The organism is Bradyrhizobium sp. WSM471 (genome assembly GCF_000244915.1).
In the GTDB taxonomy this organism is placed as follows: Bacteria; Pseudomonadota; Alphaproteobacteria; order Rhizobiales; family Xanthobacteraceae; genus Bradyrhizobium.
Genome location: NZ_CM001442.1, coordinates 4949760 through 4969943 on the forward strand (window position 1 = coordinate 4949760; position 20184 = coordinate 4969943).

At 65.1% G+C, this 20184-nt stretch carries 23 protein-coding genes; 10 read left to right on the top strand and 13 right to left on the bottom strand.

Annotated elements, in window-relative coordinates:
• Window positions 1-24: 24 nt before the first annotated feature.
• Together BRA471DRAFT_RS22155 and BRA471DRAFT_RS22160 are read right to left on the bottom strand one after the other, a co-directional pair.
• Window positions 25-426 (bottom strand): RidA family protein, encoded by a 402-nt coding sequence (locus tag BRA471DRAFT_RS22155; protein WP_007611284.1) that lies wholly within the window; start codon window positions 424-426, stop codon window positions 25-27.
• A gap of 252 nt (window positions 427-678) precedes the next feature.
• On the bottom strand, window positions 679-1524 hold the full coding sequence (locus BRA471DRAFT_RS22160; RefSeq protein WP_007611285.1) for a cell envelope integrity EipB family protein: 846 nt from the start codon (window positions 1522-1524) through the stop codon (window positions 679-681).
• 235 nt (window positions 1525-1759) lie between these two features.
• On the opposite strand from BRA471DRAFT_RS22160, the gene BRA471DRAFT_RS22165 reads away from it, so the two are divergent.
• From BRA471DRAFT_RS22165 to BRA471DRAFT_RS22180, 4 genes are read left to right on the top strand one after another with little or no spacing between them, the layout of a single operon-like run.
• Window positions 1760-2227 carry a RidA family protein gene (locus tag BRA471DRAFT_RS22165; protein ID WP_007611287.1) on the top strand — a complete coding sequence of 156 codons (468 nt, stop codon included), beginning with the start codon at window positions 1760-1762 and terminating at the stop codon, window positions 2225-2227.
• Window positions 2228-2232: 5 nt separating this feature from the next.
• Window positions 2233-2979, top strand: a complete 747-nt coding sequence (locus BRA471DRAFT_RS22170; protein ID WP_007611288.1) for a glycerophosphodiester phosphodiesterase — start codon at window positions 2233-2235, stop codon at window positions 2977-2979.
• Window positions 2980-3033: 54 nt separating this feature from the next.
• Window positions 3034-4275 carry a GNAT family N-acetyltransferase gene (locus BRA471DRAFT_RS22175; protein WP_007611290.1) on the top strand — a complete coding sequence of 414 codons (1242 nt, stop codon included), beginning with the start codon at window positions 3034-3036 and terminating at the stop codon, window positions 4273-4275.
• Window positions 4276-4327: 52 nt separating this feature from the next.
• The gene (locus tag BRA471DRAFT_RS22180; RefSeq protein ID WP_007611297.1) at window positions 4328-4756 is read left to right on the top strand and encodes an HIT family protein; all 429 of its coding nucleotides are present in this window, start codon (window positions 4328-4330) and stop codon (window positions 4754-4756) included.
• Window positions 4757-4847: 91 nt separating this feature from the next.
• Here BRA471DRAFT_RS22180 and tsaA read toward each other — a convergent pair whose 3' ends face one another.
• The 4 genes from tsaA to BRA471DRAFT_RS22200 form a co-directional block, all read right to left on the bottom strand.
• Entirely contained in the window at window positions 4848-5339 is a 492-nt protein-coding gene (tsaA, locus tag BRA471DRAFT_RS22185; protein ID WP_007611298.1) for a tRNA (N6-threonylcarbamoyladenosine(37)-N6)-methyltransferase TrmO, read from the bottom strand.
• A 31-nt stretch (window positions 5340-5370) separates the two neighbouring features.
• Complete coding sequence (locus BRA471DRAFT_RS22190) at window positions 5371-5721, bottom strand: AzlD domain-containing protein (protein ID WP_007603256.1); 351 nt, start codon at window positions 5719-5721, stop codon at window positions 5371-5373.
• Window positions 5718-6458 carry an AzlC family ABC transporter permease gene (locus BRA471DRAFT_RS22195; RefSeq protein WP_007611302.1) on the bottom strand — a complete coding sequence of 247 codons (741 nt, stop codon included), beginning with the start codon at window positions 6456-6458 and terminating at the stop codon, window positions 5718-5720. Before BRA471DRAFT_RS22195 ends, BRA471DRAFT_RS22190 begins: the two co-directional genes overlap by 4 nt.
• Before the next feature lie 117 nt (window positions 6459-6575).
• Window positions 6576-7529, bottom strand: a complete 954-nt coding sequence (locus BRA471DRAFT_RS22200; protein WP_007611319.1) for a lytic transglycosylase domain-containing protein — start codon at window positions 7527-7529, stop codon at window positions 6576-6578.
• A 108-nt stretch (window positions 7530-7637) separates the two neighbouring features.
• Here BRA471DRAFT_RS22200 and BRA471DRAFT_RS22205 point away from each other — a divergent pair, with 108 nt between their 5' ends.
• Window positions 7638-8678, top strand: a complete 1041-nt coding sequence (locus BRA471DRAFT_RS22205; RefSeq protein WP_007611320.1) for a TRAP transporter substrate-binding protein — start codon at window positions 7638-7640, stop codon at window positions 8676-8678.
• A 55-nt stretch (window positions 8679-8733) separates the two neighbouring features.
• Here BRA471DRAFT_RS22205 and BRA471DRAFT_RS22210 read toward each other — a convergent pair whose 3' ends face one another.
• Window positions 8734-8934: a hypothetical protein gene (locus BRA471DRAFT_RS22210; RefSeq protein ID WP_007611321.1), complete on the bottom strand. Its 201-nt coding sequence runs from the start codon at window positions 8932-8934 to the stop codon at window positions 8734-8736.
• Window positions 8935-9013: 79 nt separating this feature from the next.
• Window positions 9014-9310: a hypothetical protein gene (locus tag BRA471DRAFT_RS22215; RefSeq protein ID WP_007611322.1), complete on the bottom strand. Its 297-nt coding sequence runs from the start codon at window positions 9308-9310 to the stop codon at window positions 9014-9016.
• 231 nt (window positions 9311-9541) lie between these two features.
• Between BRA471DRAFT_RS22215 and BRA471DRAFT_RS22220 the strand changes: the two genes are divergently transcribed.
• The gene (locus BRA471DRAFT_RS22220; RefSeq protein WP_007611323.1) at window positions 9542-10180 is read left to right on the top strand and encodes an HAD family hydrolase; all 639 of its coding nucleotides are present in this window, start codon (window positions 9542-9544) and stop codon (window positions 10178-10180) included.
• Window positions 10181-10185: 5 nt separating this feature from the next.
• On the opposite strand, the gene BRA471DRAFT_RS22225 is transcribed toward BRA471DRAFT_RS22220, so the two are convergent.
• Entirely contained in the window at window positions 10186-11226 is a 1041-nt protein-coding gene (locus tag BRA471DRAFT_RS22225) for a phenylacetaldoxime dehydratase family protein (RefSeq protein WP_007611324.1), read from the bottom strand.
• 28 nt (window positions 11227-11254) lie between these two features.
• Window positions 11255-12271 (bottom strand): carbon-nitrogen hydrolase family protein, encoded by a 1017-nt coding sequence (locus tag BRA471DRAFT_RS22230; protein WP_007611326.1) that lies wholly within the window; start codon window positions 12269-12271, stop codon window positions 11255-11257.
• Window positions 12272-12468: 197 nt separating this feature from the next.
• On the opposite strand from BRA471DRAFT_RS22230, the gene BRA471DRAFT_RS22235 reads away from it, so the two are divergent.
• The 4 genes from BRA471DRAFT_RS22235 (at window position 12469) to BRA471DRAFT_RS22245 (ending at window position 16433) form a co-directional block, all read left to right on the top strand.
• On the top strand, window positions 12469-13425 hold the full coding sequence (locus BRA471DRAFT_RS22235) for a helix-turn-helix domain-containing protein (RefSeq protein WP_007611328.1): 957 nt from the start codon (window positions 12469-12471) through the stop codon (window positions 13423-13425).
• A 167-nt stretch (window positions 13426-13592) separates the two neighbouring features.
• Window positions 13593-14618, top strand: a complete 1026-nt coding sequence (locus BRA471DRAFT_RS22240) for an aldo/keto reductase (RefSeq protein ID WP_007611329.1) — start codon at window positions 13593-13595, stop codon at window positions 14616-14618.
• 85 nt (window positions 14619-14703) lie between these two features.
• Window positions 14704-14865, top strand: a complete 162-nt coding sequence (locus BRA471DRAFT_RS39025) for a hypothetical protein (RefSeq protein WP_007611331.1) — start codon at window positions 14704-14706, stop codon at window positions 14863-14865.
• Window positions 14866-15011: 146 nt separating this feature from the next.
• Window positions 15012-16433: an MFS transporter gene (locus tag BRA471DRAFT_RS22245; RefSeq protein WP_050992656.1), complete on the top strand. Its 1422-nt coding sequence runs from the start codon at window positions 15012-15014 to the stop codon at window positions 16431-16433.
• A gap of 46 nt (window positions 16434-16479) precedes the next feature.
• On the opposite strand, the gene BRA471DRAFT_RS22250 is transcribed toward BRA471DRAFT_RS22245, so the two are convergent.
• From BRA471DRAFT_RS22250 to clpS, 3 genes are all read right to left on the bottom strand, one after another.
• Window positions 16480-17025 (bottom strand): cupin domain-containing protein, encoded by a 546-nt coding sequence (locus BRA471DRAFT_RS22250; protein ID WP_007611333.1) that lies wholly within the window; start codon window positions 17023-17025, stop codon window positions 16480-16482.
• Window positions 17026-17106: 81 nt separating this feature from the next.
• Window positions 17107-19512: an ATP-dependent Clp protease ATP-binding subunit ClpA gene (gene clpA, locus BRA471DRAFT_RS22255; protein WP_007611334.1), complete on the bottom strand. Its 2406-nt coding sequence runs from the start codon at window positions 19510-19512 to the stop codon at window positions 17107-17109.
• 294 nt (window positions 19513-19806) lie between these two features.
• Window positions 19807-20139, bottom strand: coding sequence for an ATP-dependent Clp protease adapter ClpS (gene clpS / locus BRA471DRAFT_RS22260; protein WP_018455182.1), 333 nt, complete (start codon window positions 20137-20139; stop codon window positions 19807-19809).
• Window positions 20140-20184 lie beyond the last annotated feature (45 nt).

A 20184-nucleotide genomic window follows, 5' to 3' on the forward strand; every position in this document is an offset into this window, starting at 1 on the left:
TCCATCCGGGCTACGGGAAAGATCTCAATCCGCGACCGCCACCGCCTCGATCTCGATCATCCATTCCGGCGCGGCGAGCGCCGAGACGCCGACCAGTGTGCTCGCCGGCGGCTCCACCCCTTCGAAGAAGGCCGAGCGGGCCTTGCCGATGATCGGGCGCAGCTCCGGCTTGTAGTTCACAACGAAGGTCGTGATCTTCACGATATTGGCGTAGCTCGCCCCGGCTGCTTTCAGCGCGTGCCCGAGATTCTGCATCACCTGCGTGGTTTGCGCGGCGATGTCGCCCTCACCGACGATCCGCCCTTCCTCGTCCACCGACACCTGACCGGAGATGTAGATCGTCCGCGCCCCCGTGGCGGTGACGACATGCGAATAGGCGGGATTGTGATGCAGGCCGCTGGGGCGAAGATGATCGAGCTTGGGCATGATGAGCCTCCCGGATATTTGTGGTTGGGAGGAGCGTAGCCGCAGAGCACGCCGAGAGCTAGATGCGACGCGCAACACCTATTCACCGTCATCCTGAGGTGCGCGCCATGCGGCGCGAAGCGGCGCATGGGAAGCCTCGAAGGATGTACGGCCCCGCCGTTGCAGCCGGGCCGTCGCCCTTCGAGGGCCGCTGAAGAAGCGGCCACCTCAGGGTGACGGTGATGGTGGAGAGCGAGGTACCCAGCGGACCCCTCAATTGCAGGGCTTGCTGTCCTTCGCGTCGAACTTCCCCATCGCGCCCGAAATCACAAAATCGTTGTAATCGAGCACGAGCTGGCGCGAGACGCCGTTCTCGTAGAGCTCGAATGCCATCGCGTAGACCGGCGTCTGCTCGCCTTCCTTCTGCTGGGCCTCGCGGTCGAAATAGCTGACAGTGACGGGCCAGCGCTTGAGCGACTTCATGTGCTCATCGGACGTTGAGGGATCGGGCGAACCTTCGCGCTCGGCCGGGATCGGCTGGCCGATCACGGTCAGCGTGTTGTAGACCTTCTGGCCATCGTCGGAGCCATCATAGACGGAGAGCTCGAGCAGCGACTTGCCGTCCTTCGCGGCGGCAATGATGCGCTGGATCTGTTCGGTCGGAAACACGATCTTGCCGTCGAGCGTGAAACTCTTCGGCGCCGGCAGCTTCAGCTTGACGTTGATGTGGTCGCCGTCGCGCTCGGCCGAGCCGTCGACCCGGCCGGCATCCGCCTCATTCATCCGGGTCTCGATCTTGAAGCGGTAGCTTTTGCCGCCGGCGTCCTCCCAGGAATTGGAGCGGAGGTCGCTGAGCGTGACCTTGCCCTCGCCGCTGTCGAGCTCGGAGACCTGGCGGAATTCGGAGGTGTAGCCCTCGCACGAACTTCCCGTGAAATTGTAGAGGATGCGGCCGCGCGCGCTGTTGATTGAATTGGAGCGCGATTTCACCAGGCTCAAATCATAGAGCGCCTGATGCGCGAGAAACGGACCGTTCGCGGCCAGCGCCCCGCCTCCGGGGCCGAGAGCGGCCGCCGCGAGCGCCGTCACACCGAGCGAAGTCCGGAAAAGGTGCAGCATGTCTGGTCCCTTGGGGAAAGCGCAGATTCGACATTTTAATGACCGTTCCATTGCGTCGCAACTGAGGCCGTTTCACGTAAAGTTGCGGCCCTTGGGTTGAACCTCCTGCCCTGCCTCAACAAATTGCCACCCCCGGCGGTTGCTTGCATGTGGCGGCACGATGGGCGAAACAGGGCCCGCCCGCGCTGCAAGGGATGCGCCCGGGCGGATGGATTTTTGGACAACGAGGTCGGACATGGCGGGCACGGTCGAGCAGAAGCTGGCGGAACAGGGCATCAAGCTGCACGAGGCCCCCACTCCCGTGGCCAATTACGTGCCGTTCGTGCGCACCGGCAATCTGCTGTTCGTCTCGGGCCAGGTTTGCTTCGATCCGGCCGGCAAGCTGATCGCCAAGGGCAAGCTCGGCGCTGGCGTGACCATCGAAGATGGCGCCGCGGCTGCCCGCGGCTGCGCCGTCAACCTGCTCGCCCAGGTCAAGGCGGCGCTCGGCGACCTCGACAAGGTCGTGCGTGTGGTGCGCCTCGGCGGGTTCATCAACTCGGCGCCGGACTTTCTGGACGGCCCGAAGGTCCTCAACGGCGCCTCCGACCTGATGGTCGCCGCCTTCGGTGACAAGGGCCGTCATGCCCGCACCACCGTCGGCGTCGCCTCCCTGCCCGCGGATGCGGCGGTCGAGGTCGAAGGCGTGTTCGAGGTCGCCTGAGGCGAATGCGCGCTCCTGATTGGCTGACAGCCCGCCCGGTCGCCCATCGCGGCCTGCACGACATTTCCCGTGGCATCGTCGAGAACATGCCGGGCGCGGTACAGGCCGCGATTGAGAGCAATTTCTCGATCGAGGTCGACATCCAGCTCTCCGCCGACGGCGAGGCCATGGTCCATCACGACCATGCGCTCGGCCGCCTCACCGAAGCCACCGGCCCGCTGGTCGACAAGACCGCCACTGAGCTGAAGGCGCTGACGTTCAAGGACACGGCCGAGCGGATGATGTCGCTCAGCGACCTCTGCGGCCTGGTCGCCGGCCGCGTGCCGCTGGTGATCGAAGTCAAGAGCCATTTTGATGGCGACCGCAAGCTGGTAAAGCGGATGGCCGAGGTGCTGGCGTCCTATGACGGCCCAGCCGTCGGCATGTCCTTCGACCCGGACCAGGTGCTGGCGCTGCGCGAGCTGCTGCCCTCCCGCCCGCGCGGCATCGTCGCGCAGCGGAGCTATCACGACGAATACTGGGCTTACCTGACCCAGCCGCAGCGCGACAGCATGCTGTACCTGCGCCACGGCTTCCAGACCCAGCCGCAGTTCGTCGCCTTCAGGGTCGACGACCTGCCCGCCCCTGCCCCCTGGATCGCCCGCAATGTGTTCGGCTGCGCCCTGCTCGGCTGGACCGTGCGCACGACCGAGCAGCGGGCGCGGGTCGCGCAACATGCGGATCAGATGATCTTCGAGGGCTTCGTACCGTAGGCTTGATGTTTCCCACTCTTGAAGTCGCTGCTGCAATGCACGATCTTGGGCACGATGGCACCATCCGAAATCACCCTTGAGGCCGTACCTTCCATTGGCGAAGTATCGCCGGACGACTGGGACGCCTGCGCCAATCCCGGCAAGTCTTGTAACGGGCATGGCGAGGGAACCGCATCCGGGCTCCCAGACGATTCCCACGGCCTCTCAAAGCCCGCCTATAACCCGTTCGTTTCCCATGCGTTTCTATCGGCCGTTGAGAAATCGGGTTCGGCCACGATCCGCACCGGCTGGGGACCGCGGCATCTCGTGGCCAAGATCGACGGTCGCGTCGCCGGCGTCGTACCCTGCTATCTGAAATCGCACTCGCAAGGCGAATATGTCTTCGACCGCGGCTGGGCCGATGCCTATGAGCGCGCCGGCGGCCGGTACTATCCGAAGCTGCAGGTTTCGGTTCCCTTCACGCCGGCCACGGGACCGCGGCTGCTGGTCCGCGAGGGCGTTGACCGCGAGCGCATCACGGAGGCCCTGGCGAGCGGGCTCGTGGCGCTATGCGGAGTCAGCAAGGCTTCCTCGGTGCACGTCACTTTCGCCCTCGAGGCGGAATGGAAGCTGCTCGCCCAGCACGGCTTTCTCCAGCGCACCGACCAGCAGTTCCACTGGCACAACGAAGGCTTTGCGAGTTTCGACGATTTCCTGGCGACGCTGAACTCCCGCCACCGCAAATCGATCAAGCGCGAACGGCGCGATGCGCTGGCAGCCGGCGTCACGATCCACTGGCTTACAGGCAAAGACATAACGGAAGACGCATGGGATGCGTTTTTCATGTTCTACATGGAGACCGGCTCGCGCAAATGGGGCCGGCCGTACCTCACCCGCGAATTCTTTTCGCTGATCGGCGAGACCATGAGCGATGACGTGCTGCTGGTGATGGCCCGTCGCAACGACCGCTGGATCGCGGGCGCGATCAACTTCATCGGCTCGGACACGCTGTTCGGCCGCAACTGGGGCGCGGTCGAGCATCATCCCTTCCTGCATTTCGAGGTCTGCTATTATCAGGCGATCGACTTCGCCATCAAACGCGGCCTGGGGAATGTCGAGGCCGGCGCGCAGGGCGAGCACAAGATCGCACGCGGCTACCTGCCCCGGACCACCCACTCGGCTCACTTCATCGCCGATCCGGGCTTGCGCCGCGCGATCGACGATTACCTCAAGCGCGAGCGCGCCTATATCGCGGAAGCCGGACGGGAGCTGGCCGAGCTCGGCCCGTTCCGCAAAGGCGCCGACGAGGCGCCTTGACGGTCCCCCGCGGCTGGTGACAGTAAGCGCAAAGTTTCGAGGAGCCGCCGCCATGACCGCCTACGACCCCGACAACATCTTCGCAAAGATCCTGCGCGGCGAATTCTCCTGCCACAAGGTTTACGAGGATGAACACGTGCTCGCCTTCCTCGACATCATGCCGCGGGTACCTGGCCACACGCTGGTGATTCCAAAAGCCCCTGCCCGCAACATCCTCGACATCAAGCCTGATGACTACGCCCATGTCGCCCGCGGCGCGCACAAGATCGCAGCCGCAGCGATGACCGCGTTCAACGCCGACGGCATCACCGTGCAGCAGTTCAACGAGGCGGCCGGCGGACAGGTGGTGTTTCATCTCCACATGCACGTGATGCCGCGCCACGATGGCGTGGCGATGCTTCCGCCCGCCAGCCGCAAGGAAGACGTCAAGGTGCTGGAAGAGAACGCGACCAAGCTGATCGCAGCGCTGAAGGCGGGCTAGCTATCAGCCCTGTAGCCCGGATGGAGTGGAGCGCAATCCGGGACCTTCCCGCATTCCGCTTCGCTCCATGCGGGCTACGATCGCCGCCCCCTCACTCCGTCTGGAAATCTCCCGGCTGCGGCGCAGCCAGCGGCGTAAACTCGCAACGATCCGGCTTGATGTCGATCAGCGGCGTGTTGTCGAGGCAATCGAGCCCGCGCACCAGAATCGCGTTGCCCTCTATGCCGACCAGCTTCACGATCGACGTGCCGATCGGATTGGGGCGCACCGGTGAGCGCAGCGAAAACGTGCCGCGGGTCTTCTCGTTGTTCTTAGGGCTTTGCAAGATGATGTCACGGCGGGACTTGTCGAGCCAGTAGAGCACTTCGAGATTGCTGTAGAAATCGACGCCCTTGATCGCCGGCACAAACGGCTCGAAGACCTCGAGCCGACAAATCGGGCCGTCATGCCGGCCTTGGCGCGGGGTCTCCATCCGCGAAGTCCAGGGCGTGCGGATGCGGCCGATGAAGACGAGGCCGGCATCCTGCGTCGGCGGCAGCTCGATGGAGACTTCACCCTCGCGGAGCTGGTTTTCGCGAACCATATTTCCAATTCCCTGCTGTTCGCCGGCGGTTTTAGCCCAACCACCACTTGCCGGCCAGCATGAAGACTTCGCCCGCGACCACGCCAGCAAAGATCGAGCGGCGGGTCAGCAGGAAGACGACGAGGCCGGCGCCGACCGCACCGTAGCGCAAGGCATCCGGCACGCTCGCGAGCGCCCCGGGCGGCTCGACCACGATCTGGGCGATGACGCCGGCCAGGATCGCGGTGGCGACCGCCCGTACCCAGACCAGAAGCTCGGAGCCCTCGTCGATGCCGCCGCCGAACCACAGGCCGAGCATGCGCCATATCTGGTTGGGAACGACGCCGGCGACGAACAGCACCGCCAGCGCGTGCCAGTCGCCAATGAGCTGCGCAAAGCTCATGCGCGCACCTCCCGCCACCAATGCACACCATAGGCAATCGTGCCCGCCACGAGGCCGCTGACGAGGATGTCGAGGCCGGAGTTCATCTTCGCAGCCAGCGGATAGAGCAGAACCCCAAGCGCCAGGGCGACGACGTCGGCGACCTCCCGGCTGTTGCGTGCGGTCGAGAACAGGAACGACAGCGGCGTCAGCAGCAGGATCGCCGCGCCAAGCGTCTGGGTCAGATTCGCGGCAAGGAAATAGCCGACCGTGTTGGCGGTGAGACACACCGAGACAAGACCGAAGCCAAGTCCGTTGACGAAGGCGATGCGGCGTTCACGCGGCACCTGCGGCAGGAAGCGATGGCATTCGACCCACAGTGTCACCGCGGTGAGATGCGCCGCGAAAAACAGTTCGCGCCGCTTCGTCGTCGGCGTGCGCATCAAGGGCAGCACCGAGACCACCATCGGAAACAGCCGGATCGCACTGACGGTGACCGCGATCGCGGACTGGACGATCGTCGCGCCTGAGCCGAGCGTGGTGATCAGGATGATCTGCGCCGGCCCCGCCCAGACGAACAGCGTCGAGCAAAGCGCCCAGAGGAGGCTGAAATGTGTGTCGTGGGCGAGCGCGCCGATGCCGAGATAGGTCGCGAACAGGACGAGGGTGAGGATTGTCTGCGTGATCGAGCGCAGTCCCCACGCAAAGGCGCGCCAGGGACTTTGCCATTGAGGTGAATCGAGCGGAGGAAGCGCCACGGGAGTCTTGGCCGGTGAGGAATCGTGCCTGCATAACGGGCAATCCGGCGGCTGGCGTCAAGAAAGCGCGCGGCGGGGCTGGCATGCACGCGTGGCTGTCATTTCGCGGCGCGTGCCCTACCCGCTCACACCTCGGTTCTTCAGCACGAAGCACGCCCCGCCGGCCTTGCGGATGCGACCACAGAGTTCATCCGCCTCGCTCCGCGTATCGGCGCCGATCCGCACCTGATAGAAGGCGCGCGTGCCGCGGCTGCGCATCACTGAGCTGAGCAGGCTCGGATCACGTTCGCCGATCACGGCGCTCAGCCGCGTGACCGCGCGGGAATACATCGCCAGCGCCCGGTTGCGGTCGAAGCCGGCGGCGAGCTGCACGCCCCAGATCTTTGCAGCCGCGAGCTCCACATGCTGCTCGAGCTCGGCGACGAAGGCATTTGGCGCGCGCTTCAAAAGCGCCATCAGATCGCGACAGCTCGTCGGCGGCGCGCTCGGCGGCCCCTTGCCGGTCGCGCCCGCCTTGGCCCAGGCATCGACGCTCGTGCCAGTGATGGCAAGAACGTAATTGCGGGTCTGCTCCGGCATGCCACCGGCGCCGGCGAGCCATTCCTGCACCCGGCGCGGCCCGGCATTGTAGGCGGCCGCCGCCAGGCCGAGATTGCCGAACTGGTTGCGCAGCTCGTTCAGAAATTCCGCCGATTTCGGCAGCGCCTGCACCGGATTGAAGGGATTGAGCAGCCCTCGCTCGCTCGCGGTGCCCGGCATGAATTGCGCGATCCCTTGCGCGTGTTCGCCGCTGCGCGTCATGGGCCCCACCGCATCGGCCTGGAAGCGGCTCTCTTGCCAGATCACGCGGGCGAAGAACTCCAGCGGCAGATTGGCATCGCGCGCCGCGGCCTCGACGATCAGGCAGATCGATTCCCGCGTGTCGCTCTCCCGCGCGTCCGCGGGCTTCGCCGGCGGCGTCGCGAGCTCTTCGACGCTGGGGACAGCGACATCGGTCTTGGCGGGCGAACTGTCCCACGCCGCCGCCTGTGTCGCCGAGACAAGCAGCGCGGGGATGATGCACATCGCCATCTGCACCCATCCTGTGCAGGCATGGCGGTGGCGCGCCTCGGCGCGGCATGCGACAGTGTGATCTGCCATGTTGTGGCATCGTGCCATGGTTCGACGAGTTGCCAATATATGCTGCCTGACCTGCTTCTCCCAATGCGTTACCCCGCCAAACGGATCCGCGCGATCCTTGTCCTCGCCGTATTCATCCTGAGCGTCGCGCCAGCCGCGGCGCAGGTGGCGTCTCAGATCGCATCCCAGGTCACTTGGCGGATGACCACGGAATACCCCGAGAATAATATCTCCGGGATTGGACTCGCGACTTTCGCCAGCCGCGTCTCCGACCGTACCCACGGTTTCGTAACCGTGACAAACGCCTTCGACAACCAGCTCAAGATCAACTCGGGCGAGATGCCGCGCGCGGCGCTGGACGGCCGGATCGCGGGCGGCGATGCCTTCGCGGGCGCGCTCTCGGGCCTCGACCCTGTGCTCGGATTGTCTACCCTGCCCTTCCTGGTGCAATCGGTGGATCTCGCCCGCGCCGCCAATCTGCGGGCGCGCCCGCTCTATGAGAAGGTGCTCGCGGCACGCGGCCTCAAGCTGCTCTATGTGACGATCTGGCCGGCCACGGGCCTCTGGTCGGAGCGGCCGCTCGACGGTGCCGACGATTTGCCCAAACTGAACTTGCGCACCTACGATGCCAATTCCACCGCGGTCATGCGCGCGGCCGGCGCAAACGCGCAATTCCTGCCGATGGACGCGGCGCTCGCCGGACTGAAGGAGCACCGGCTGAATGCCTTCCTCACCTCCGGCGACGGCGGCGCGGGGCGCAAGCTGTGGGACTTCCTGCCGCATTTCACGGCCATCAACTATGCGATGCCGATCTCGATCGCCTTCATCCGCAGCGACGCCTTTGCCGAACTGTCCGAGCCGATGCAGCGCGAGGTGCTGGCCGCGGCGGCCGAGACAGAACAGAGCCAGCTCGCGCTATTGACCCACCGCACCAGCGAGAACTATGGGCGCATGCGGGACAATGGCGTCCATATCGCGGAGCCGGCGCCTGCGTTGCTTGTCGCGGAGCTGCGGAAGGCAGCAAAGGAGGCGATCGCTGCCTGGGAAACCCGGGCAGGCGCGGAGGCGACCGCCATCGTCGAATGGGCGAGACAGCAATGAGGGAGCGGTAGCGGCAGCTGCGGTGAACGCTCCGCTGGTGTCGCTGCCTACCGCCCTAGTTCTCGACTGGAACCGGGATTTCGCCCCGGATGGCGCGGTCGAGGGCATCGATCAGCGCCTGGATCTCGATAAACTTGTTGCGCGCGCGCTCGGCCGTGTCGCGCACAAAGGGAGCGGCCAGCACTTTCGCATGCGCGTCCCTGTCCTCGATCATGCGATCACGGGCCTTCTTCAGAGTTTCAAGTCGCTCGCTCATCCGGCCTCTCCTGAAAAAATTCGTCTCGATCTCTCGTTCGGACTCGCCGATCAACGAGAACGCGGCGAACGAGAAACCCTCAACAGCCGCGGCAGATGTTCTTCAGCTTCGCTGCGGTTCTGGCCTCTTCCGCCACGAACGGGTCCTTGTAGGCAGCACGGGACCCATCGTTCTCCGCAGCAGCGGGCTTTTTTTCCTTCGGGGGAAACGCAGCATCGTAGCAGGCGAGACGTCCGCTCGTGCTTTCGATCGCCCGGCAGTCCGGCCCTGCCGCGGCAGCGCCTTGCGACCGTGTGCCAAGTAACAATGCGCCAAGCATCAATGCGACGAGAAGCGCTCCCCGGCGGATCCAGTCGACCAGACGAAACCGAGTCATGCACGCTCCTGCTCAGTCGGCGGGAGCGCTGGTGACCCTCAGTCACCGGTCGATGCCAATGGAAGGGCGGTGATGGCGCGACCCTACGCTTCCCTCCCGCGAATAGCGAGATTTAAGGGATACGCGGTATCAAGAAGGCGATTTTCGGCATGGCAATTGTTGCGCGTTGCCTTGGTCCACGGCGTCGTTTAGGTCAAGCAATAGAGGCGGCATCAACACAGGCGCGGCAACATGGTGACAGTCTATTTCGATCTCGACGGCACGCTGACCGACCCCAAGCCCGGGATCACACGCTCGATCCAGTACGCTCTCGAGCGGCTCAACGTCGTGGTGCCGAGCGAGGACGAGCTGACCTGGTGCATCGGGCCGCCGCTGCATGCCAGCCTGGAAAAGCTCACCGGCAGCGCGGAACTCGCCGACCGGGCGCTGTTGCTCTATCGCGAGCGCTTCAGCGATGTCGGCCTGTTCGAGAACGAAGCCTATGCCGGCATCATGGACACGCTGACAACGCTTGCTGCGACCACACCGCGCATGTTCGTGGCGACCAGCAAGCCCGCGGTCTACGCCACCCGCATCGTCGAGCATTTTGGCCTGAAATCGTATTTCGAGCGCGTATTCGGCTCCGAGCTCGACGGCACGCGCGTCGACAAGCGTGACCTGCTGCGCTACGCGCTCCACGAAGCCAGGGTCGATCCCGCCAGCGCGATCATGATCGGCGACCGCAGCCATGATGTGGTCGGCGCCCGCACCAACGGCATGACCGCGATCGGCGTGCTCTATGGCTACGGCAGCGAGACCGAGCTGCGGGACGCCGGGGCGCATCACATCTGCGCCGCGCATCCCGAGCTGCTCGGCCATTGCGTGATCTAACTCTATCAAGCGGCGACGGTCTCCACCGCCGCCAGCATGCCGGTCTTGGCGTGACAGTTCAGGTACTCGAAGAACTGTTCGTCGGCTGCCGCCACAGTGACCTCGTGATAGAGCCGCAGCTTTGCTGATGGGCCAAGCGTCGAAAGGTATTTCATCGCGGCTCCGAATATCTTGACGTGAGTCGGATGCGATTCCGCCCACCGTTCCAGCGCCGCCAGGCTCTTCCACCAGCTTTGACCATAGGACTTTTCACTCGCGTCCCCGCCGGCTGCAAGCACGCGCATGTAACGATTGGCGTAACAGCCGATGCCAAAGCCCTCATCGCGCAGGAAATCCATGCCTTCGCGCAACACAGGTTCGACGTCGTCGAGATAGAGCTTTCGCTCCGAGGTCTCGGTATCGCTCCAATCCTGGCCTGATCGGATCAGGCAGAGATTGTCGTGTGCCTGCACGCGCAGTCGCGCGCCGTCGCGGATCAATTCGGGATTGCCCCCCGGCGACATCGGATCGGTCTGCGACAGCGGGATGCGGTCGCGCATGCCGCCCCAATAGGCGTGCTCCTGCACCTCGCCGCTCATGCCCTGCGCAATCACCGCGACGCCTTCGGGCCGGCCGAGCGAGGAGAACAGCGTCTCGTGCCGCGCCACAATGGGGCGCAGCACCTCGATGAAAGTGCCGATGCCCTCGGGCTGCGTTCCGGTCCAGGCCTCGCGCGCCGGTCCAAACCATTTGTCGAAATTGGCAATGTCGTCCCAATAGGCCACAGAGACGACGTTCTCGCAGCCGGCCTGATCGACATAGCGGGCGCGGTCCCAATGCGAGGGACCGCCTTCCGCGGCAAACCGCGCCGCGATGTCAGCGAGCGCGTCCGTCGCAGCCGCCGGCGCCGTGCCGCGATATTGCAGGCCGAAATAGGCCATCGCGACCCGGTTCACCGCAGGCTTATAGCGCGCCACGAAGGACGGGTATGGCGGCTGGTAATCGTCCGGCACGCGCTTGTGGCGCGTGCGCGGGGTCTCGAGGTGCAGAGGAATTGCGGATTCCATGATCGTGCCTCCCGTTCGATTCCGGCGATCAGCTCGCCGCCGCGGCGATGTCCGTGGGCTCGACGGTGTCGACCGGCAGCGCAAACTGCTCGACGCGCTGGTATCGCTTCTTGTTGAGCAGGAGCCGGGTCACGTCGGGGCGCGAATAGTGCCCGGCTGGATCAGCGGCATTCTTGGCGACGCCGATGGCGCCAAGATCGATCTCGGCGATCAAGAGGCCCTCCTGGTCCGGCGCGAGCTTGTCGCCGATCTGGCTGCCATCGGGACCGTAGATCGCAGCGAAGCCACCGCCGGCATGCAGCAGGGCATGCTTGTCCGGCCGATCACAGAGCTCGTCGATCATCGCCTGCGAGACCGTTGCGCAAGGCGCGAGCACGAAACAGGAGCCCTCCACAGCGTAGACGCGCGAGGCGGCGTTGTTCACCTCGGCGCCGAGCGCCGGCGCGAAGGGATCGTAGAGCGAAAAGCTCGGCCAAGCCGCGACATGGACCTGCTCGTTCTGGGCATACATTGCGTATTTCGACAGCGGCTGGAGATGCTCCCAGCAGCACAGGGCGCCGATGCGGCCGATGTCGGACCGCGCGTGCACGGCGAGATCGCTGCCGTCGCCCTCGCCATAGACCGTGCGCTCGGCATGGGTCGGCCGCAGCTTGCGGCGCTTGGCAATGGTCTCGCCATCCGGCCCGATCAGCCATTGCGCGAGATAAAGACTGCCGCCCTCGCGCTCGGACAGGCCTAGCACGGCAGTGAGCTTGGCCTTGCGCACGGCGTCGCGCAGCCGCCCGGCCTGCGGACTGTCATAGGACAGCGAATTGTCGAAATAGCGCTGCACGAAGCCGCGGCCGATGGCCCAGGCCGGCGAATCCATCCAGATGTGCCAGGGGTAGCCGGGAATGAAGGCTTCCGGAAAGGCGATCAGCTTGGCGCCCTTCTCGGCGGCGTCCCTGATCAGGGCGATCGACTTGTCGATCGAGGCGTCGAGATCGAGCCAGGCGGGCGCCGCCTGCACCACCGCGACCTTGTATTTCGGGTGTTCGATGCCCATTCCCACCTCCCTTGCCGGTTGATCGGAAGCCAGGTCCGATGCAGTCTATTTGACCAGGCTGGGCGGCGGGCGCTCTACCGCGGCGGAACAAAAACTCGACCGGACGAAAACGCCGGCCCGGTACGGGATTTGCCTCCGGCCAGGCGGGACCTGTGCCAACGCGCGATGTTGCGGGATGTGAAAGGGAGGCTCTGCAGATGCCAATCCAGTTCACCACAGACGACAGCCCAGGCCACCGCCGGCTTGCGCTCTGGCAGGATATCGTCTGCGACGTCTTCGTCGGGCTCGACTGCAAGTCCGATCTTGGCAGCGCTTTTCGCGGCTCGGTCACCCGGGCATCCCTGGGCAAGACGGAATGCTCCGAGGTCTGCTCCGATCGTCAACACGTGTTGCGCACGCCCTCGCGCATCGCGCGCTCGGATCAGGATTTCATCCTGATCGCGCTCGGCAATCGCGGCGCCGGCGCCGTGGTGCAGGACGGCCGCGAGGCCGTGGTGCATCCGGGAGAGCTTGCGCTCTATGACACCACCCGTCCCTACGAGCTGAAATTCGACGGCACCTTCACGCAGACCATCTTCAAGGTGCCGCGCGAGATGCTGCAGCGCCGGCTCGGCGCGACCGAAACTCTCACCGCCACCTCTTTCGGGCCGGACTCGCCATTGCAGAGGATCGCCTACGATTTCATCTACCGGCTCTGCCAGAGCGCGGATCAGATCGATCCGCACCACGCCGCCGCTCTGTCGGAACAGGCCGTCGATGTCCTGGCGATGGCACTGGGCGAACGGCTGGGCAAGACGCCGCTGCCGTCCTCGACCCATCGCTCCGCCCTGCTCTACCGGCTGAAGGCGCACATCCGGGCTCATCTTGCCGATCCCGACCTCTCGCTGTCCGAGACAGCGGCGGCGCTCGGCATCTCGTCCCGTTATGTCAACGATCTCCTCGCCGACGAGGATACCTCGTTCCAGCGCTACGTCCTCGGTGAGCGCCTCGCTCAATGCAGGCGCGACCTCGCCTCCCCCGTGCTCGCTCGCCGCCACATCAGCGAGATCGCCTTCGCCTGGGGCTTCAACGACCTCTCGCATTTCGGCCGCGTCTTCCGCGAGCATTTCGGGATGTCACCGCGCGACTTCCGGCAGAGCCAGTCGCGGCATTGAGGTCCGGGCAGCCACTGGTGCGAGCCTTCGCTTCAGGCGTCTGCACGACCAGGCTGTCCCCAAGCAGGGCCGGTATGTGAGCGCGGCGTAGGACACGGCGCGTGCTTGCTCTACCATCCGCACAGAGGCCGCGGGGATCAATCAGCGGCCAGCCGAGGAGCATATCGATGGAATACCGACGCTTGGGCCGCTCGGGCCTCATGGTGCCCGCCTTGAGTCTTGGGACCGGCACCTTCGGCGGCGTTGGCCGCCTCGCTGCGTGGGGCGCGACTGACGCGACCGAAGCGCGGCGCCTTCTGGATATCTGCCTCGATGCGGGCGTGTCGATGTTCGACACCGCGAACGTCTATTCGCTCGGCGAGTCCGAGCGCGTTCTCGGCGAAGCCATCAAGGGCCGCCGCGACAAGGTCTTGGTCTCGACCAAGGCGACGTTCCGCTTCGGCGACGGCCCCAACGACATCGGGTCGTCGCGACAGCATCTGCTCACAGCCATCGATGCTTCGCTGAGCCGGCTCGGCACCGATTACATCGACCTGTTCCAGCTTCACGGCTTCGACGCCTTCACGCCACCTGAAGAGGTGCTTAGCACCCTCGACGTGCTCGTGCGCGCCGGCAAGATCCGCTACGTCGGCGTGTCGAACTTTTCGGGCTGGCACCTGATGAAATCGCTTGGCGTTGCCGACAAGCATGGCTTCCCGCGTTACGTCGCCAACCAGACCTATTATTCACTGATCGGGCGCGACTACGAATGGGAGCTGATGCCGCTCGGCCTCGACCAGGGCCTCGGTGCGGTGGTCTGGTCGCCGCTCGGGTGGGGACGTCTCACCGGAAAGATCCGCCGCGGCCAGCCAAAGCCTGACATAAGCCGCTTGCCCAAGACGGCCGAGTTCGGTCCACCCGTGCCGGACGAGCACGTCTACCGCGTCGTCGACGCGATCGACGAGGTCGCCAAGGAAACGGGCAAGAGCGTCTCGCAGATCGCGCTGAACTGGCTGCTGCAGCGTCCGACCGTCTCGACGCTGATCATCGGCGCACGCAACGAGACGCAGCTGCGCGAAAATCTCGGCGCGGTCGGCTGGTCGTTGACCAAGGACCAGGTCGCAAAGCTCGATGCCGCGAGCAAGGTGACGCTGCCCTATCCTTACTGGCACCAGCGCACAACTTTCACCGACCGCAATCCGCCGGCGGTGTAGCGACCGCGCGCGGCGCAGTCCGGCTTGAACTGCATCAAGCCGGCCCGCGCCGACAGTGGCATCGTGGGCTCCCGCGAGACTCCCGATGCGCCGATTTGCCATGAAGGCCCTGTTCACCGCTCTCAATCTCAACCGCGCCGAGCGCAGCGGGATCGATTGGGACCGCACGATCCGGATCGTTTCGACCGCGGTGACGGTTGGGCTCGTCACGCTCTATGTGTTTGGGAAGTCGACCTCGCGCTGGTGACCCGCGAGGCCGTGCCGACCCATGCCCGCGGTGCCGGGAGACCCGCGCCCGGCGCAGGAACCGCCCGTATCCTGCCGGGTTGCGATGCATCTCGCAATTTCCTAACCCGGAGACGAACCACGGCTCGAATCAAGCCCGCCGCCATCATGTCACCAGCCCCCATGGAGCACGCCGACGGCCTGCCGCAGCCGCAGCGCAGCCAGGCGGTCCTGACCATTGCGCTCGGCATCATCATGGCAGTGGTCGACAGCGCCATCGCCAATGTCGCGCTGCCGACGATCGCGGCCGACCTCGACGCCAGCCCGGCGTTCTCGATCTGGATCGTCAACGGCTACCAGCTCGCGATCACGATCTCGCTGCTGCCGCTGGCTTCGCTCGGCGAGATCGTCGGCTATCGCCGCGTCTATCTGGTCGGGCTGGTGCTGTTCACGCTTGCCTCCGCATTCTGCGCGCTGGCGCACACGCTGCCGCTCCTCACGATCGCACGCATCGTGCAGGGGTTCGGCGCGGCCGGCATCATGAGCGTCAACGCGGCGCTGGTGCGTTTCACTTATCCCCGCAGCCAGCTCGGCCGCGGCATCGGGCTCAACGCCCTCGTCGTCGCCTTCTCGGCCGCGGTCGGCCCGACGCTCGCCGCCGGCATCCTCGCGTTCGGCAGCTGGCCCTGGCTGTTCGCTATCAACGTCCCGCTCGGAGTGGTGACATTGGTACTGGGCCTGCGCAGCCTTCCGCACACCACGCCTGCGAGCCATTCCTTCGACTGGCAGAGCGCGGGGCTGTCCGCGATCACTTTCGGCGTCGGCATCGCGGCCGTCGACAGCGTCGGTCATGGCGAAGCGGCGATCACCTGTCTCGTGCAGTTCGCCATCGCGCTCGTCGCCGGCGCGCTGCTGATCTACCGCGAGACCCACATGGCCTCGCCGCTGCTACCGATCGACCTGTTGCGGATCCCGGTGTTCGCTCTGTCGATTGCGACCTCGATCGCCTCGTTCTGTGGGCAGATGCTGGCCTTCGTCGCGATCCCCTTCTACCTCCAAAGCCGCTTCGGCTATTCGGCGGTGCATATGGGGCTCTTGATCACGCCATGGCCGATCGCGGTCGCGTTCGCAGCTCCCCTCGCCGGTCGCCTGGTCGAGCATTATCCGGCCGGCCTGCTCGGCGGCATCGGCCTCACGCTGTTCGCCTGCGGCCTCGCTGCGCTCGCCTTGTTGCCGGCGGCGCCCACGCCGCTCGACGTGATCTGGCGGATGGCGCTGGCCGGCGCCGGCTTCGGCCTGTTCCAGACCCCCAACAACCGCACCATGATCGCGGCCGCCCCGCGCGAGCGTGCCGGCGGCGCCAGCGGCATGCTGGGGACGGCGCGGCTGCTCGGCCAGACCACCGGCGCAGCGCTGGTGGCGCTGTTCCTCGGCCGCTATCCGATCGAGGGAACCCGGATCGCGTTGCTGACCGGCGTCGGCTTCGCGCTCTGCGGCGCGGCGCTGAGCATGTTGCGGCTGTCGCCCGCGGGAGCGCGCGGCGCCGAGCATGTTCGGGTGCAGGACGACCAGCGTCTGCGCGGCGAATAGCGCACGACCATTTGGGAAGGCCGATTTCGGCTGCGTCCGCCGCGCCTCACATCTTCACCATCTCGGTGCGATATTTCGGCAGCAGTGCTGCGATCAGCTTGCCTTTCTCGGCCATCTCTTCCGGGGTCGGCTTCGGCGGTGGCGATGTGCGGCCTTCAACGGGAAAGCCAACCGCCAGGAAGAATTCGTCCTGTCCCGCTGGCGTGCACATGCAGAGCATACGGGCCGTCTTGCCGGACACGTTCTTGAACGCGTGCGGCGCGTTGGCCGGAACGTTGACGGTCGACCCGGCACTTACGGTGTGGGACTTACCGCGAAAGGTGAATTCAAGTTCGCCTTCGAGCAGCGTGAACATTTCCTCGAAGTCGTGGCGGTGCGGCGGGGGCCCGCCGCCGGCGGGCACCAGCATGTCGACCAGGCAATAGCGTCCTGCGGTCTGCGCGCCCGACACCAGGACCGTGTAGGTGCCGCCGGCCACAGAGATATGCGGCACGTCAGCGCCGTCGGGATCGGCGACCGTCAGGGTACGGCCGGGATCGTCGGCGGGGATCGAGGAAGCTGACGACGAGTTTGCAGAAGGCGTGTTGGTCATACCGGATCTTCTTGCTTATATTTGACTGCCCATAAGAAAGGCCGGCTTCTCAGCCGGCCTTCTCAATTCTTCGCGTGCAGATCAAACCTTGACCAGCGGGCTCTTGGTCGGCCCCTTCGAGCCGCCGGGGCCACCGGGCTTGGACTTGCCCGGCGGGCGCTTGCGGGCACCCGGGAGCTTCTCCTGCTTCGGCGTGACCGGACCCTCGACGAACTCGAAGCCGATCTTGTCCTTGGTCTCGTCGGCCTCGTCCTTGACCAGAACGACGCGGACATGGCCGCCACCCTTGAGCTTGCCGAACAGCACCTCGTCGGCCAGCGGCTTCTTGATGTGCTCCTGGATCACGCGAGCCATGGGACGTGCGCCCATCTGCTCGTCGTAGCCATGCTTCACCAGCCAGGTCTTGGCGGGGTCGGACAGCTCGATGGTGACATCGCGATCGCCGAGTTGCGCTTCGAGCTGAAGCACGAACTTCTCGACGACCGTACCGATCACCTCGACGCTGAGATGGCCGAACGACACGACGGCATCGAGACGGTTGCGGAATTCCGGCGCGAACTGCCGGTTGATCGCCTCGTGGTCGTCGCCTTCCCGCTTCGAGCGCGTGAAGCCGAACGCCTGCTTGGCGAGATCGGACGCGCCCGCATTCGTGGTCATGATCAGGATCACGTTGCGGAAGTTGACCTGCTTGCCGTTGTGGTCGGTGAGCCGGCCGTGATCCATGATCTGCAGCAGGACGTTGTAGAGATCGGGATGCGCCTTCTCGATCTCGTCGAGCAGCACCACGCAATGCGGATGCTGGTCGACGCCGTCGGTGAGCAGGCCGCCCTGGTCGAAGCCGACATAGCCGGGAGGCGCGCCGATCAGGCGCGACACGGTGTGCCGCTCCATGTATTCGGACATGTCGAAGCGCAACAGCTCGACGCCGAGCGATGCCGCGAGCTGTTTCGCGACCTCGGTCTTGCCGACGCCGGTCGGACCCGAGAACAGATAGCAGCCGATCGGCTTCTCCGGCTCGCGCAGGCCGGCTCGCGCCAGCTTGATCGAAGCGGCGAGCGATTCGATCGCCTTGTCCTGACCGAACACGGTGCGCTTCAGGGTCTGCTCGAGATGCTTGAGCACCTCGGCATCGTCCTTCGACACGCTCTTCGGTGGGATCCGCGCCATCGAGGCAATCGTGGTCTCGATCTCCTTGATGCCGATGGTCTTCTTGCGCTTGTTCTCGGCGACCAGCATCTGCGCCGCGCCGGATTCGTCGATCACGTCGATCGCCTTATCCGGCAGCTTGCGGTCGTGGATGTAGCGCGAAGAGAGCTGCACCGCAGCCTCGATCGCCTCATTGGTGTATTTCAGCCGGTGGTAGTCCTCGAAGTACGGCTTGAGGCCCTTGAGGATCGCGATCGCGTCCTCGACCGTCGGCTCATTGACGTCGATCTTCTGGAAGCGCCGCACCAGCGCGCGGTCCTTCTCGAAGTGCTGGCGGTATTCCTTGTAGGTGGTCGAGCCCATGCAGCGGATGGTGCCGGAAGCGAGCGCGGGCTTGAGCAGGTTCGAGGCATCCATCGCCCCGCCCGACGTCGCGCCCGCACCGATCACGGTGTGGATCTCATCGATGAACAGGATGGCGTTGGGATGCGCCTCGAGCTCCTTCAGCACCTGCTTCAGGCGTTCCTCGAAGTCGCCGCGATAGCGCGTACCGGCGAGCAGCGTGCCCATGTCGAGCGAGAACACGGTCGCAGCCGCCAGCACCTCAGGCACCTCGCTGTCGACGATGCGCTTGGCCAGGCCCTCCGCGATCGCGGTCTTGCCGACGCCGGCCTCGCCCACGAACAGCGGATTGTTCTTCTGCCGGCGGCACAGCACCTGGATCGCGCGGTTGATCTCGGAATTGCGCCCGATCACCGGATCGATCTTGCCGTCGCGCGCCTTCTTGTTGAGGTTGACGCAATAGGTCTCGAGCGCCTCGCCCTTCTTCTTGGCGTCCTCGCTGCCCTTGGTCTCCGTCTCCTCGTCGACACCGCGGACCGGCCGCGCCTCGGAGACGCCCGGCCGCTTGGCGATACCGTGGCTGATATAGTTGACGGCGTCGTAGCGCGTCATGTCCTGCTCCTGCAGGAAATACGCGGCATGACTCTCGCGCTCGGCAAAGATCGCGATCAGCACGTTGGCGCCGGTCACCTCTTCGCGACCGGACGACTGCACGTGGATCACCGCGCGCTGGATCACGCGCTGGAAGCCTGCGGTCGGCTTGGCGTCGTCGGCGCCGTCCGTCACCAGGTTCTCGAATTCGGTCTCAAGATAATTGACGAGGCTCGTACGGAGCTTGTCGAGGTCGACGCTACAGGCGCGCATGACGGCGGCTGCATCGGAGTCGTCGATCAGGGAGAGCAAAAGATGCTCGAGCGTCGCGTATTGGTGATGACGCTCGTTTGCGATCGCCAGTGCACGATGCAGGGATTGTTCAAGGCTTTGGGAAAAAGTCGGCATTCGCGTCCTCTATGGCCCCCACCATCATGATCGCCATCGCCCGGTCAGGCAACAACAACCTTTGTCACATATAGTTATACAAGATCGCGGCGAAAGACCGGTTCCGCGACTCAGGCGGCTGCACAGCTGCGGTATTTTCGATGCAAAACCCGTTCCGCTTTGGGCACGATCGGCACCGGTCCGAAATTCCGTAGTTTTGCCGTTTGCAACGAACATCGCGCGCAGACATCACGCGGCAATCAGACTGCGACATGCACAAGAACCGGCTTCGAACGCGCCGTAACGTATCGTGTCTTACTTCTTTTCCATCACGCATTGCAGCGGATGCTGGTGCTTGCGAGCGAAATCCATCACCTGCGTCACCTTGGTCTCGGCGATCTCGTAGGTGAACACGCCGCACTCCCCGATCCCGTGATGATGAACGTGCAGCATGATCTTGGTTGCAGCCTCGGCGTCCTTCTGGAAGAATTTCTCCAGCACATGAACGACGAATTCCATCGGCGTGTAGTCGTCGTTCAGGATCAGCACGCGGTACAGGTTCGGCCGTTTGGTCTTCGGCTTGACCTTGGTGATGACGGACGTATTTGGCGCGGAAGGACCGCCGGAACGGTTCTCGTCGTTGCTCATCAGTGCAGCGTGGGCGGCGGCGGCCGCGGACGGATCTGGTCTGGA

Excerpts from the sequence above, each read along its gene's own strand:
- BRA471DRAFT_RS22155 (WP_007611284.1), bottom strand. The coding sequence starts at position 426 with ATGCCCAAGCTCGATCATCTTCGCCCCAGCGGCCTGCATCACAATCCC.
- BRA471DRAFT_RS22160 (WP_007611285.1), bottom strand. The coding sequence starts at position 1,524 with ATGCTGCACCTTTTCCGGACTTCGCTCGGTGTGACGGCGCTCGCGGCG.
- BRA471DRAFT_RS22165 (WP_007611287.1), top strand. The coding sequence starts at position 1,760 with ATGGCGGGCACGGTCGAGCAGAAGCTGGCGGAACAGGGCATCAAGCTG.
- BRA471DRAFT_RS22170 (WP_007611288.1), top strand. The coding sequence starts at position 2,233 with ATGCGCGCTCCTGATTGGCTGACAGCCCGCCCGGTCGCCCATCGCGGC.
- BRA471DRAFT_RS22175 (WP_007611290.1), top strand. The coding sequence starts at position 3,034 with ATGGCACCATCCGAAATCACCCTTGAGGCCGTACCTTCCATTGGCGAA.
- BRA471DRAFT_RS22180 (WP_007611297.1), top strand. The coding sequence starts at position 4,328 with ATGACCGCCTACGACCCCGACAACATCTTCGCAAAGATCCTGCGCGGC.
- tsaA (WP_007611298.1), bottom strand. The coding sequence starts at position 5,339 with ATGGTTCGCGAAAACCAGCTCCGCGAGGGTGAAGTCTCCATCGAGCTG.
- BRA471DRAFT_RS22190 (WP_007603256.1), bottom strand. The coding sequence starts at position 5,721 with ATGAGCTTTGCGCAGCTCATTGGCGACTGGCACGCGCTGGCGGTGCTG.
- BRA471DRAFT_RS22200 (WP_007611319.1), bottom strand. The coding sequence starts at position 7,529 with ATGGCGATGTGCATCATCCCCGCGCTGCTTGTCTCGGCGACACAGGCG.
- BRA471DRAFT_RS22205 (WP_007611320.1), top strand. The coding sequence starts at position 7,638 with ATGCTGCCTGACCTGCTTCTCCCAATGCGTTACCCCGCCAAACGGATC.
- BRA471DRAFT_RS22210 (WP_007611321.1), bottom strand. The coding sequence starts at position 8,934 with ATGAGCGAGCGACTTGAAACTCTGAAGAAGGCCCGTGATCGCATGATC.
- BRA471DRAFT_RS22215 (WP_007611322.1), bottom strand. The coding sequence starts at position 9,310 with ATGACTCGGTTTCGTCTGGTCGACTGGATCCGCCGGGGAGCGCTTCTC.
- BRA471DRAFT_RS22220 (WP_007611323.1), top strand. The coding sequence starts at position 9,542 with ATGGTGACAGTCTATTTCGATCTCGACGGCACGCTGACCGACCCCAAG.
- BRA471DRAFT_RS22225 (WP_007611324.1), bottom strand. The coding sequence starts at position 11,226 with ATGGAATCCGCAATTCCTCTGCACCTCGAGACCCCGCGCACGCGCCAC.
- BRA471DRAFT_RS22230 (WP_007611326.1), bottom strand. The coding sequence starts at position 12,271 with ATGGGCATCGAACACCCGAAATACAAGGTCGCGGTGGTGCAGGCGGCG.
- BRA471DRAFT_RS22235 (WP_007611328.1), top strand. The coding sequence starts at position 12,469 with ATGCCAATCCAGTTCACCACAGACGACAGCCCAGGCCACCGCCGGCTT.
- BRA471DRAFT_RS22240 (WP_007611329.1), top strand. The coding sequence starts at position 13,593 with ATGGAATACCGACGCTTGGGCCGCTCGGGCCTCATGGTGCCCGCCTTG.
- BRA471DRAFT_RS39025 (WP_007611331.1), top strand. The coding sequence starts at position 14,704 with ATGCGCCGATTTGCCATGAAGGCCCTGTTCACCGCTCTCAATCTCAAC.
- BRA471DRAFT_RS22245 (WP_050992656.1), top strand. The coding sequence starts at position 15,012 with ATGTCACCAGCCCCCATGGAGCACGCCGACGGCCTGCCGCAGCCGCAG.
- BRA471DRAFT_RS22250 (WP_007611333.1), bottom strand. The coding sequence starts at position 17,025 with ATGACCAACACGCCTTCTGCAAACTCGTCGTCAGCTTCCTCGATCCCC.
- clpA (WP_007611334.1), bottom strand. The coding sequence starts at position 19,512 with ATGCCGACTTTTTCCCAAAGCCTTGAACAATCCCTGCATCGTGCACTG.
- clpS (WP_018455182.1), bottom strand. The coding sequence starts at position 20,139 with ATGAGCAACGACGAGAACCGTTCCGGCGGTCCTTCCGCGCCAAATACG.